The organism is Roseixanthobacter glucoisosaccharinicivorans, from assembly GCF_043195095.2.
In the GTDB taxonomy this organism is placed as follows: domain Bacteria; phylum Pseudomonadota; class Alphaproteobacteria; order Rhizobiales; family Xanthobacteraceae; genus NCEH01.
The window spans coordinates 75,149-87,413 of the sequence record NZ_JBAFWN020000003.1 but is presented as its reverse complement, the minus strand read 5'-3'; the positions used below and the strand labels follow the sequence as shown (position 1 = coordinate 87,413).

11 protein-coding genes and 2 pseudogenes are annotated in these 12,265 nt (G+C 63.6%); 3 read left to right on the top strand and 10 right to left on the bottom strand.

Going from position 1 to position 12,265, the window contains the following annotated elements; all coding sequences use genetic code 11:
• The first annotated feature begins 50 nt into the window (after window positions 1-50).
• Entirely contained in the window at window positions 51-1,337 is a 1,287-nt protein-coding gene (locus tag V5F78_RS24355) for an MgtC/SapB family protein (protein ID WP_213375403.1), read from the top strand.
• Here V5F78_RS24355 and V5F78_RS24350 read toward each other — a convergent pair.
• Both V5F78_RS24350 and V5F78_RS24345 read right to left on the bottom strand, forming a co-directional pair.
• Window positions 1,317-1,523, bottom strand: a complete 207-nt coding sequence (locus V5F78_RS24350) for a hypothetical protein (RefSeq protein ID WP_213375401.1) — start codon at window positions 1,521-1,523, stop codon at window positions 1,317-1,319. The two genes, V5F78_RS24355 and V5F78_RS24350, sit on opposite strands and share 21 nt — an antisense overlap.
• 120 nt (window positions 1,524-1,643) lie before the next feature.
• Entirely contained in the window at window positions 1,644-1,847 is a 204-nt protein-coding gene (locus V5F78_RS24345; RefSeq protein WP_213375400.1) for a heavy-metal-associated domain-containing protein, read from the bottom strand.
• Between the two features lie 162 nt (window positions 1,848-2,009).
• Here V5F78_RS24345 and V5F78_RS24340 point away from each other — a divergent pair, with 162 nt between their 5' ends.
• Together V5F78_RS24340 and cueR are read left to right on the top strand one after the other, a co-directional pair.
• Entirely contained in the window at window positions 2,010-4,547 is a 2,538-nt protein-coding gene (locus tag V5F78_RS24340; RefSeq protein ID WP_394015558.1) for a heavy metal translocating P-type ATPase, read from the top strand.
• A gap of 33 nt (window positions 4,548-4,580) precedes the next feature.
• The gene (gene cueR, locus V5F78_RS24335) at window positions 4,581-5,072 is read left to right on the top strand and encodes a Cu(I)-responsive transcriptional regulator (RefSeq protein WP_298314249.1); all 492 of its coding nucleotides are present in this window, start codon (window positions 4,581-4,583) and stop codon (window positions 5,070-5,072) included.
• Between the two features lie 177 nt (window positions 5,073-5,249).
• On the opposite strand, the gene V5F78_RS24330 is transcribed toward cueR, so the two are convergent.
• The 8 genes and pseudogenes from V5F78_RS24330 to V5F78_RS24295 form a co-directional block, all read right to left on the bottom strand.
• The gene (locus V5F78_RS24330; protein ID WP_394015559.1) at window positions 5,250-5,861 is read right to left on the bottom strand and encodes an IS5 family transposase; all 612 of its coding nucleotides are present in this window, start codon (window positions 5,859-5,861) and stop codon (window positions 5,250-5,252) included.
• Window positions 5,861-6,019, bottom strand: a pseudogene (locus V5F78_RS24325) (transposase); the annotation flags it as partial. The gene V5F78_RS24330 and the pseudogene V5F78_RS24325, both read right to left, overlap by 1 nt.
• A gap of 150 nt (window positions 6,020-6,169) precedes the next feature.
• Window positions 6,170-6,847, bottom strand: a complete 678-nt coding sequence (locus V5F78_RS24320; protein ID WP_298314247.1) for a DUF6629 family protein — start codon at window positions 6,845-6,847, stop codon at window positions 6,170-6,172.
• 6 nt (window positions 6,848-6,853) lie between these two features.
• A complete protein-coding gene (locus V5F78_RS24315) occupies window positions 6,854-7,528 on the bottom strand; it encodes a CBS domain-containing protein (RefSeq protein ID WP_394015560.1) in 675 nt (224 codons plus the stop codon).
• Window positions 7,529-7,668: 140 nt separating this feature from the next.
• Window positions 7,669-9,360 (bottom strand): alpha-glucan family phosphorylase, encoded by a 1,692-nt coding sequence (glgP, locus tag V5F78_RS24310; RefSeq protein WP_394015561.1) that lies wholly within the window; start codon window positions 9,358-9,360, stop codon window positions 7,669-7,671.
• Window positions 9,361-9,535: 175 nt separating this feature from the next.
• A complete protein-coding gene (locus V5F78_RS24305) occupies window positions 9,536-9,739 on the bottom strand; it encodes a DUF2934 domain-containing protein (protein ID WP_298307270.1) in 204 nt (67 codons plus the stop codon).
• A 299-nt stretch (window positions 9,740-10,038) separates the two neighbouring features.
• Window positions 10,039-10,245 (bottom strand): annotated as a pseudogene (locus tag V5F78_RS24300) (chromate transporter); the annotation flags it as partial.
• Window positions 10,232-12,106 carry a heavy metal translocating P-type ATPase gene (locus V5F78_RS24295; RefSeq protein WP_394015562.1) on the bottom strand — a complete coding sequence of 625 codons (1,875 nt, stop codon included), beginning with the start codon at window positions 12,104-12,106 and terminating at the stop codon, window positions 10,232-10,234. The pseudogene V5F78_RS24300 and the gene V5F78_RS24295, both read right to left, overlap by 14 nt.
• Between the last annotated feature and the right edge of the window lie 159 nt (window positions 12,107-12,265).

Here is a 12,265-nt window from a genome sequence, read left to right as displayed (position 1 = left end):
GTCATGATCAGCTGCGCTGATGACGTGACTTATCCATCACGGGCCACGCCATGGACTTCTTGATCCTGCAGCTCGGTCTGGCACTTGCCATTGGCTTGCTCGTCGGCCTGGAGCGTGGGTGGCGCGAGCGCGACACGCCGGATGGCGGCCGCGCGGCGGGCATCCGAACATACGGCATCTCCGGACTGCTCGGCGGCGTGGTGGCGGCTCTCAGCGCCAGCCTTGATGCTCCCTCCATTCTGATCGCCGGCTTCCTCGCCTTCACCGCGGTCTTCGCCTGGTACAAGGCACGCGAGTCCCTCCACGATGAGGATTACAGCGTGACCGGCATCATCGCCGCGCTGGGCGTGTTCGCCTTGGGGGCGCTTGCCGTCGTCGGGGATCAGCGCGCCGCCGCCGCCGGTGGGGCCGCGCTCGCCGCGGTTCTCGCCAGTCGCGAGCTTCTGCACGGGCTTCTCAGGCGAATTTCCTGGATCGAGCTTCGTTCGGCTCTGGTGCTCGCGGTGATGACGGCGATCATCCTGCCGCTGCTGCCCGATCGAGCCGTCGATCCCTGGGGCGGCTTCAATCCCCGGCAGGTGTGGCTCTTCACCGTGCTGACGGCGGCGATCTCCTTCCTCGGCTACATCGCGGTCCGGGCTCTCGGCACGACCCGGGGTATTCTGGTCAGCGGTCTTGCCGGAGCCGTCATCTCGTCCACCGCCGTAACTCTGTCGCTGGCGCGGATCGCCAAGACCGGAACGAATCCCTGGCCGCTGGCAGGTGCCGCGATCCTCGCGGCGGGCGTATCCGTGATACGGGTCACGGCAATCGTCGCCATCGTCGCGCCGTCGGTGCTGGGCGTCGCGGGTCTGGCCATCCTGGCCGCAATCGGCGGCTTTGCGACCTGCGGCATTCTCCTCCTGCTGTCGCGCCACACCATTTCGGGCGAAGGTACGCAACCGCCGCGCAACCCCTTCGAGGTGGGGCCGCTGATGTTGTTCGCGGCGCTCTTCGCGGTCGTCTCCACCGTGAGCGCCGCTCTTTCGGTCGGAAGCAGCAGCGGGATGGTGGCGACCTCCGCCATCTCGGGAATATTCGATGTCGACGTGGCAGTGCTCAGCGCGTTGCGGCTGCTCGGACAGCCGGCAACCATGGAGGCGGTCGGACACGCCGTGCTTCTGGCGCTCGCTACGAATGCCATTGGCCGCCTGGCCGTCGCCGCCGTTGCGGGACCGGTTCGCTTCTGGCTCCCGCTGGCGGCCGCTACGGTGGTGGCCATTGCGCTCGGCTACGCTGCCTTTGCGACGCTGCCGCATTTCGAGTGGCCGGGACCGTCAGCCGTGATCGGCTCTTGAATGGACGAGGCGCGGGCATATACCGTCGTCCCGCACCCGGACCGCAGATTTGCCGAGGACGGAGCTCCGTGCCTGAAGTCGCGTCAGAACTCCCACCGTCTGCTCGATCTCATGTTGTTCGGACGGCATGATCTGAGAGCACAGTTCGGTGATCTCGGCGTCGTTGATCTCGGCTTCACGGCGCATCGGGATGGCTCCGGAATGGTGGACGGCTCCCAGCGTTTCCGCACCGAACAACGCACTACAGCGCCGGTCCGCTCCAGGCCAGCGGACCAGCGCCTGTCCTTGCCCCGAGAGAAAGGCGCGTCAGCCGGGCTGAACCTCTGCGGGATAGCCTGCCGACTTGAGCACCGCGCTGATTTGTTCGACGTCTGCCTTGCTCTCCAGCTTTACGGTCTTCAGCGCCGTGTCGACGTCAATCCTGGCGTCGACGTCGATGCTCTTGAGAGCTTTGGTGACGGTCGCAGCACAACCGCCGCAGTTCATGTTGGGGATTTTCAGATAGACCATGGCTTTTTTCCTCAATTTGGCACTCCGTGAGTGAAGGTGGTGCTTCCAACAATGGGAAGGTCAATAGGTCTGCCCGCCGAAAAAATGCACCAGTCGGCGTTGACCTTCCCATTGTTGGAAGCACCATGTTCGCGGTCAGCTGTGATTCAAGGAGCTGACGACATGCCGACCTCAACCGCATTCGCCTCTCCATCCGCAACGTTGCGGCTACGCATCGAAGGCATGACCTGCGCTTCGTGCGTGGGGAGGGTCGAGAAGGCCTTGAAGGCACTGCCAGGGGTGACGCGCGTGTCGGTCAATCTCGCGACGGAGCGCGCCGAGGTCGATTTTTCCGCACAACCCGACCCGGTTGCCGTGGTCGGCGCGGTCGAGACCGCCGGCTACGAGGTCGGTAGCGAGACGGCGGAACTCGTCGTCGAAGGAATGAGCTGTGCGTCCTGTGTCGGACGCGTTGAGAAGGTCTTGAAGGCGCTTCCCGGCGTTCTTGATGCATCGGTCAACCTCGCCACGGAGAAGGCGCGGATCCGGTATCTCGACAATTCTGTTTCCGCCTCGGATATGATTGCTGCGGTAGTAAGCGCCGGCTACGGCTCGCGTCTGGTGACGAATGGGGCGGTTGCCGAGGATCGGGAGGCCGCTCGGCGCGAGCGGGACATGCGGTCGCTGCGCAATGCGCTGATGCTCGCGGCGGTCCTTACCGTGCCGGTCGTGGTTCTCGAAATGGGCAGCCACTTGGTTCCGGCAATCCATATTTGGGTGATGGAGACCATCGGGCAGCAGGGGAACTGGTATCTGCAGTTCGCTCTGACGACGCTGGTATTGTTCGTCCCCGGTCTGCGTTTCTTCATCAAGGGCGTCCCGGCGCTGCTGCGCGGCCGCCCTGACATGAACACGCTGGTCAGCCTCGGCACCGGAGCGGCCTGGGCCTATTCCGTGGTCGCGACCTTCGCGCCTCACCTGCTGCCGGAAGGCACCCACAACGTCTATTACGAAGCGGCGGCTGTGATCGTCGCGCTGATCCTGCTCGGCCGTTGGCTCGAGGCGCGCGCAAAAGGGCGCACGAGCGAAGCGATCAGACAGCTGATGGACCTGCAGGCAAAGACGGCGCAGGTCCTTCGCGACGGGAAAGCGGTACAGGTTGCCCTGTCCGAGGTCGTTGCCGGCGACATTGTGCAGGTGCGTCCCGGCGAGCGGGTGCCGGTCGATGGCGACGTGCTCGATGGTTCTTCCTTCGTGGACGAGTCCATGATCACGGGCGAGCCGATCCCGGTTCAGAAGGGCGCGGGCGCGGCAGTCGTCGGCGGCACGATCAACAAGACGGGCAGCATCACCTTCCGCGCCACCAAGGTCGGCGGCGACACCGTGCTGGCGCAGATCATCCGCATGGTCGAAGCCGCGCAGGGCTCCAAGCTACCTATCCAGGCGCTGGTCGACCGCGTGACCGGCGTCTTCGTGCCAATCGTCATAGGAATCGCGGCACTGACCTTCGCAATCTGGCTGGTGTTCGGTCCCGATCCGGCGCTCGCCTTCGCGCTGGTCAACGGCGTCGCTGTCCTGATCATCGCCTGCCCCTGCGCCATGGGTCTCGCTACGCCGACGTCGATCATGGTTGGCACGGGACGCGCCGCGAGGATGGGCATCCTGTTCCGCAAGGGCGAAGCGCTCCAGACGCTGAGGAGCGCGAAGGCCATCGCGCTCGACAAGACGGGCACGCTGACGAAGGGGCGGCCGGAGCTGACCGACCTTTCGCTGATCAACGGGTTCGGGGAGTCCGACGTCCTGTCTCTCGTCGCCGCCGTCGAGGAACGCTCCGAGCATCCGATTGCCGAGGCCATCGTCGCCGCCGCGAAGCTGCGCGCTCTCACCTTTGGGACCGTCCAGAACTTCGAGGCGGTTCCGGGCTTCGGCGTCGCTGCGACCGTCGATGGCCGTCAAGTCGAGATTGGCGCGGATCGCTACATGAAGAAGCTCGGTTACGACCTCGCGGAGGTCGAGCCGGTCGGCCAGAGTCTGGCGAGCCAGGGCAAGAGCCCGCTCTATGCCGCGATCGACGGCCGGCTCGCGGCAGCGATTGCCGTCGCCGATCCGATCAAGCCGACGACACGCGATTCCATCGCAGCGCTGCATCGGCTGGGGATCAAGGTAGCGATGATCACCGGCGACAACGCCAGAACCGCCACCGCCATCGCCAGGCAACTCGGTATCGACGAGGTGATGGCGGAGGTTCTGCCGGACGGCAAGGTCAAGGCGATCAAGGCGCTGCGCCAGCGCTTCGGAACCGTGGCCTTTGTCGGCGACGGCATCAACGACGCTCCGGCGCTCGCCGAGGCCGATGTGGGCGTCGCGATCGGGACCGGCACGGATGTGGCGATCGAAGCGGCCGATGTTGTGCTGATGTCAGGCGATCTGCGCGGCGTGGTCAACGCCATCGCGCTCAGCAAGGCGACGATCCGCAACATCAAGCAGAACCTGTTCTGGGCATTCGCCTACAACGCCAGCCTGATCCCGGTGGCGGCCGGCATCCTCTATCCGTTTAACGGAACGCTGCTCTCGCCGATCTTCGCGGCAGGCGCCATGGCGGCATCGAGCGTCTTCGTGCTCGGCAATGCGCTCCGTCTGAAGCGCTTCCGACCGCCGATGACCGTGGACTCCACTCCCGCGAGGCGGGCGCATCGGCCGGCGCTTGTTCCGGCCGAGTGACCCCAGCCGAGCCGCAGTAGGAGAGTTTGGAACATGAACATCGGTGAGGCAGCGAAGCGTTCGGGCGTCAACTCCAAGATGATCCGATACTATGAATCCATCGGACTTACGGAAACGGCAACCCGACAGGAATCGGGGTATCGTGACTATTCGGACAATGACGTTCATGCGCTCCGCTTTATCCGTCGGGCTCGGGACCTCGGCTTCTCTGTCAAACAGATCGGCGATCTTCTCGCGCTTTGGCGCGACCGGGATCGCAGCAGCGCCGATGTGAAGGCAATCTCCCTCCAGCACGTGCGGGACCTGCAGGACAAAAGGCAGGCCATAGAGGACATGATCGCGACGCTCAGCAACCTCGCTCAGCATTGCCATGGCGACGGACGACCAGACTGCCCGATCATCGCCAATCTCGCCGATGCGGACGTCGAACTGCGTGAGCCACAGGCCGAGAGCCGTCCGAGCAAAGCTCCCATCGCTCCCCTCGAAAGGGGCCACCTCGGACGGACGTCCACTCGTAAGGCCTGACCTTGGAAAAGCGAAGAACAAGCTTCCCGTCCTGCAGTGTCATCATCGATGGAAATAGATCGAATTGCGCCTGTGGGCGATGCCGGTCTCTTCGCCAGCTCCTTCCAGCTCGCTGCTTCATCAGCATTTCCGCAGCCGCCCTGCGCCTCGTGGAGTCTTCCCAATCGAGCGATGGCGCTAGGTGGTGTGGACGGATTTGACCAAGGTGAATCCGGCTGCGATAGCGACGATGGATGCGAAGTTTCGCTTGGTCTTCTCGCAGCGTAGAGCGACGCGTTTGAAGCGCTTAAGCTTGCCGACGGCCTGTTCGATGCGGGCCCGTCCTCGGTAGAGGGCCTTTGCGAAGAAGCGAGGTTTATCCTTCTCGTTGGCCTTGTGCGGAATGACCGGGATGATGCCGCGAGCACGGGCGGCTTGCCGGTTGGCCTTGCTGGCGTAACCCTTGTCGCCGACAACTGCTCGCGGATCGACGTCGGGACCGAGGCCAAGCAGGATCGGGAAATGCGGTGCGTCGCCTTTTTCGCCTCCGGTCAGGTCGAAGGCGATGGGATGGCCGTCGAAATCGGTCTTCAGATGGATCTTGGTGGAGAAGCCGCCGCGCGAGCGGCCGAGCGCCTGACCCTTCTGCCCCCTTTGGCGCCTGCCGCCGAGACATGAGCGCGCACGATCGTCGAGTCGAACATCTGCACGAGGTGCGCCGAGGACGACAGTGAGGCGAGATGATCGAAGAAGGTCTCGAACACGCCCGCCTTGCTCAACCGGTCGAAGCGCTTCCAGACGCTGTTCCACTTGCCGAACCGCTCCGGCAGCGTCCGCCAGGTGATGTTGTGAACCGAGAAGTAGTGCAACGCTTCGAGGAAGAGCCGGTCGTCCCGACCTTTGTCGCCCCGGCGCGGCAGCGAGGCACGCAACACCTCCAGCGCCACCGACCAGTCTGCATCCGTCATCTTCGTGGACATCGCCGACCTCCAAATCAGTCGGCTCTCCATGAATCAGACAATACGCTTCAGAGGAATCCTCGCCATACGACATGCGGCAATCCGTCCACACCGCCTAGGTCTCCGCAAGCGACTTGGCAGTGCCGGTCTGGGGGCTTGTCAGACAGTCCCCATAGCCGAACCGGTTCGCGGCTTACGCAATGTCATCGCGACAAGATAAAGCGACATGAGCGCTCCGCCGAAGCAGAAGACGGAGATATAGGCATAGGCAAAGAATGTGTATGTCACCACAAGAACACCCAGGACCAGCAAGCCAAAGACCTTTACGGCACGGTCACGCGACAACAGGAATGGAACGGTGACGAGCGCAGCGTAGATGCCATAGGTTGTTTCGCGCGTCACCACGAAGTCGAGAAGATTGACATCCTGATAGCGGACTGCCCTTTCGAGGAACGTTGTCGTCAGCCAGCCTTCATGCGCGAAATACGGCACATATTGCAGTGCGCCTAGCATGCCCCCGGCGATAGCGAAGAACAAATAGAGGCTCCGGCGCCGCCCGTGCTCGATGAAGTAGGTCGAGACCGGCGCGCCGACCGGCCAGGCGAGCCAAGTGAAGAACATGTAGGCCAGCGAATAGCGCGTCACGAGGTCCTGATCGCCCCACTGTCCGGCAGTCCATACGAGCCCTTCCGTCGCTTGCTGGAGACCGAACAGGAATGGCAGGGCAGCGATCGCGAGGTATCGCCGATCGGTCTGCCAGGCGCGATAGGTGCTCAATACTCCGGCAGGCATCAGAATCGCGGCGGCCGTGAAGCTCGCTTCTGCGGACAGGCACATCTCAGATCATAGCCTTACAGGACCTTTTTTCGAGATACTGAGATCATCCTTGAACCCTGGTCCGGCAACACCTTCAACGATCATGCGAATCGCATCATGCTCGTCTTGGGACCGAATATCACCTGCGACATGCACGATCCCGCCCTCGACGGCGACGACCGGCTGGGCTGATAGAACCGAAGCGGCTTCGGCGAGGCGTGCGACAATGGCGCGCCGCACAGCCTCGTCGCCTCGGATCTCGGCATCCGGCTTGCCGGTCGCAATGACCTTCAAGAGATCAGCCCGGCTGACGATGCCAACCAGTCGCTCCTTGCGCATGACCGGCAGGCGCTTGATGTCATGCTGGTCGATCAGCTTGGCGATCTCGTGCACAGCGGCGTTCTCGTCGATCGTGATGACATTCTTCGTCATGACATCGCCGACCTTCCAGCTCCGACTCTTCACATAGGCCCTCGCAACCGCATCGGCGTCTTGCAAGGGATTGGGGAACGCCTCTGCGGTTCCGAGCTCCGTGCGCCGCAGGAGGTCGCCCTCGGTCACAATGCCGGCAAGCAGGCCATCATCGGCAAGTACGGGGACCCCGCTCACATGTTCAGACAGCATGATCTGAGTCGCGTGCCATACACTGTGCTCTGGACTCACGGTCGTCGGCACCTCTGTCATCAGATCCTTTGCGTTCATCGTTCAGCCCACGTCCCTCTGCATTGCAGAACCCTGCGTTGATCGATCTCGGCACCTGGCCCCGCGTTCTCTACCCGGAATCGGTACAAGCAATCGGGGCCTTTTCACCGCTCGAGTCGAACCAGCGTCGGCCGCTGTGGTCAGCGCATATAGGCTTCCGTCGCATAGCGGCGCATCATGCGCTGGCTGTTGAAGGTCGCGCCGATCTTGCTGATCGACTGCTTCATCATCCAGATCCAGCGCGCCCTGTCATTGTAATAGAGCGGAAGAACGACGGACTGCAGCTTGTCGAAAAGCGCCGAGGCGTCTCCTGCTCCCGGCGGATGTCCTTCGATCGCCCATCCGGTAACTCCCTCGACCCAACCCTCGATCCACCAGCCGTCAAGGACGCTGAAGTTCAACACGCCGTTCAACGCCGCCTTCATGCCGCTGGTGCCAGAAGCCTCCAGAGGTGGAAGTGGCGTATTCAGCCATATGTCGCTGCCCGAAACCATCGCAGCGCCAAGTTTCATGTCGTAGCCGGGCAGGAATACCACGGGCACGACACCGGCAAGCCGCTCGATGTGCCGGTGAAAGCTCTCGATCAACCGGTGCCCGGGTTCATCGCGCGGGTGAGCAAGACCGGCCAGGACGACCTGGAACGGCTGGTCCTGGGCAATTGTCATCAATCGCTCGAGGTCGCTGAAAAGCAAATCCGGTCGCTTATAGGCCGTCATCCGCCGCGCAAGCCCGATAAGCGGAACATCCGCATGCATCAGCGTGCCAGTTGCATTCCTGACGTGTTCGACAAGTTCCGATTTTGCCACCTGGTGGGCGTTCCACACATCCTCATCAGCCAATTGGTCCGCAAAGGCCAGGATCTCGGGCTCGTGAGCCCAGTGCGGGAACCGCGCCACATGGAGTTCCGCCAGTGCCCGATGCGTCCACGTGTGGGCATGAACACCATTGGTGATCGAGCGTATTTGATAGCCCGGAAACATCTTCCGGGTGGTCTCTGCATGCCGCCGCGCCACGCCGTTGACATAGCCGCTCAGATTCAGGGCGAGTTGCGTCATATTGAGCCGATCCTGGCCGGCCAGCTGTTTCAACTCGTCGACTTCCAGGTAGTCGCCCAGTACGCGGTCGATGAGAGCGTAGTCGAACTTGTCAAACCCTGCCTCGACCGGAGTATGGGTCGTAAATACGCATTTTTCTCGCACCACGCCGCGATCATAGAGACTTCCGCCAGGAGCGAGATCGTCGGTCGGTCGGCGTGTTTCCCGAAGCAACTGCAGCGCAAGAAGCGCCGCATGTCCCTCGTTCAAATGGTAGGTGCGGATCGAGAAGCCGAGCGCGCGCAACGCGAGCAGGCCTCCGATCCCGAGCACGATGTCCTGCTTCAGCCGATAGGCATCGTCGCCGCCGTAGAGGCGGTCGGTTATTTTCCTGTCCTCAGCAGCGTTCTGGTCGAGGTCGGTGTCCAGCAGCAACACCGGAACGGCGTGCCCGATCGGGCATGCCAGGCGGTAGAGCCTCGGCTGGATCCAGACGCTCCGCCCCTCGATGGAAATGGCCACCATGGCGGGAAGCGGATGTGTCGAGTCCGTCGGCGTCCATGGATTCGGCTTATCGATCTGCGCGCCACCGGCGCTCAGCTCCTGGCGAACATAGCCTTCTCGACTGAGTAAGGTTACGAAGACCATCGGGAGATTCAGATCAGCCGCTGAGCGGGCCGTGTCGCCCGCCAGGACGCCAAGCCCGCCGCTATAGGTGTGAATGTCTGGACGGAGCGCGATCTCCATCGAAAAGTACGCGACAGTCGTGTGATAGAGGAAGGGTTCGAGGGCTTTCATGAAGGTCCCCTATTCCCATTCCAGCCAGACTGGCCGGATATCGCGGCAGCCCGGCATCGCACAAAGGCTCGATCGCGTCCAAACCTCCCGCCTACCATCGCCGGCCAAAGCCAGAGCACACCAAGATCACTTTTCAGTACGCACTGCCATGGACGCCCGAAGCAGCCGATGAACACTATGAGGCCTTCTTCGCAGCTGCGGCGCTTTTCAAAGCGAGTTTGCTCTCGGGTTCTGCCGATGTGACCTCGGCTTCGGCTCGCAGCCAATGCTCCAGATCGCAGCCATTCGGACTGCCTTCGCCCACCCAGATTTCATATGCGCGGTGCTCGATCTTCAGCTTGAGAGGGCTGTCGGCCGGACTTTCCTGCTCTGTGCTCATCGTCTCGTCTCTCCTTTTCCGCGCGACATCACGCCCGCCCAATACAGGTCTCCTGCGTTCCGCCGCATGTCATTGATGCAGGTTAAAGATGGCCTCGGGCTCAGCCAGCCCGATGGCCTGCCAAGCCCGACGCCGGATGCGAGGTACAGCTTCGATGCCACCCACGCCGGCGCGATCGGTGAGCCGATGCTGACGCCATGGGCTGCGTTCGAGGAACGTCGCCGGATCGGCGAACAGCGATTTCTGTACGCGTTAAATTACTCAATGCCGCCGTCGGATCCCGGCACATAGCAGCTTGCCAAGAACTGGCAGAGCGCGACGAGATCGGCGTAGCCGGCCGCATCGATCCACTTCCGGCGCACCACGAGTTCGTCGCGGAAATAGCCGAGATCGGCGATCGGCCCGGCGAAGGAGGTGAGGCCCAGCTTGAGGAAAGCGTGGAACACTTCGGGCGGCGTGCCCCAGTCCCGCCTGTCCGCCTGCGGACGATCATCAGGAATGCTCATCGGTGCCTCCGGCCGGGATTGGCCGCAGCGCCCTGAGCGCGTTTAGGATGACGGCGACGTCGATCAGTTCCTGCGTCAGCGCGCCCTGCACCGGCGGAAGGAACCCGAGGGAGGCAACAGCCATCGCCATGACCGACAGACCGATCCCGGCGATGACGCTCTGCAGCGCGATCCGCTTCGTGCGATGAGCCAGGAAAAGCGCGTCGGCCAGCCGGTCGAGCCGGTCGACAAGGAGAACGATGTCGGCCGCTTCCGAGGACGCTGCCGAACCCCGGGCGCCCATCGCGACGCCGACATCAGCCGCGGCGAGCGCAGGCGCGTCATTGACCCCGTCGCCGACCATCATCACCGCGGCGGCGGCTCGTTCGCGCAGGACGACCTCCACCTTGGCGGCCGGGTCCAGCTCACCCTGCGCGGCGTCCAGTTGCAGCCGGTGTCCGACATCCGCCACGACATCGTCGCGATCGCCGGAGGCAAGGACGATGCGGCGGATGCCGGCCTTGCGGAACGCGGCGAGCACGCCTGCGGCATCGGGGCGGATGGGGTCGGCGAGCGTGATGATGCCCGCCACGGTGCCATCCACGGCCACGGCGACCACCACGGTTCCCTGAGCGAGCCCGGTCCCCAATGCACGCGGATTGCCCGCGGCACTGCGGGAGCGGACGAAGTCGCTGCCGCCGACCACGACACGCCGGCCCTCGACGATGCCTTCGATGCCGGTGCCTGCCGTCTCCTGAGCCTCGGAAGGGCTCGACAGAACAAGCCCGCGCTCATGCGCCGCCGTCACCAGCGCCTCTGCCGTGACATGGGCCGAGGCCTGATCGAGCGAGGCAGCGAGCCGCAGGATCTCGTCCTGGTCCCAGCCTTCCACGGTCCGGATTCCGGTGACGGCGGCCCGGCCGAAAGTCAGCGTTCCGGTCTTGTCGAGAATGACCGTGCGTATCCTGGCCAGCGCTTCGAGCGCCCCGCCGTTCTTGACGAGGACGCCGCGCGCGGCCGCGCGCGACATGCCCGATATGATCGCCACGGGCACGGCCAGGATGAGCGGACAGGGGGTGGCAACGACCAGAACCGCCAAGGCGCGCAGGCGATCGCCGCTCAGCCCCCATGCCGCGCCAGCGAGAACGACCGTGAACAGCAGGAACCAGATCGCATAGCGGTCCGCCATGCGTACCATCGGCGCCTTGCTCTTCTGCGCCGTCTCGACCAGACGGACGATGTTGGCGTAGGTGCTTTCCGCCGCCTCGCGGGCCACGACGAGATCGAACGCGTCACCCACGCAGGTGGAACCACTCAGGATCTCCTCGTCGGCGAGCCTGCGTTCTGGCAACGCCTCCCCAGTGAGCGCCGCCTCGTTGAGCAGCGCTTCACCCGCCGCGACCTTCCCGTCAGCCGGGATCACCTCGCCACGGCGCACCAGAATGCGATCGCCGGGGCGAAGGCTTTCGATCGTCACCTCCTCGAGTAGATTGCCGGCATAGCGCATGGCGGTCCGCGAGACGCGCCCGAGCAGCGCCGTCATTTCTCGCCGCGCCCGGCCCTCGGCGAAACTCTCCAGTTGTTGGCCGCCAGCATACATCAACGCCACGACGTTGCCGGCGAGCGGTTCGCCGAAGGCGAGCGCCGTCGACATGGACAAGCCGGCAACGATGTCGAGCCCGATCTGGCCGCGTCGGAGGGCAGAGAAGATCTCGATGATGAGCGCCGCCAGAACGGGGAGCGTCCCTGCAGACCAGAGGCGTTCAGCCCAAGCGCCATTGTCCGTCAGAAAGGCGATCCCGCCGCCCGCCAGCCCCAATAATGCGATGACGACCAGCAACAGTCTGGCGCGGGCCGTGGCCAGGCCGGTGAACAGACCCACGTCGAACCTCTGGATGGCTGGTCGCCGACTGCCACGGCGGGCGAATGCCCTTCCTTATAATCATTCTAATTAATACGCCATTCAAAAGTCGCGAACAACAGAGCCAGCAATACCGTTGATCAACAGGCTCACGATTCCCCTTTTTCATCTTCAAAACAG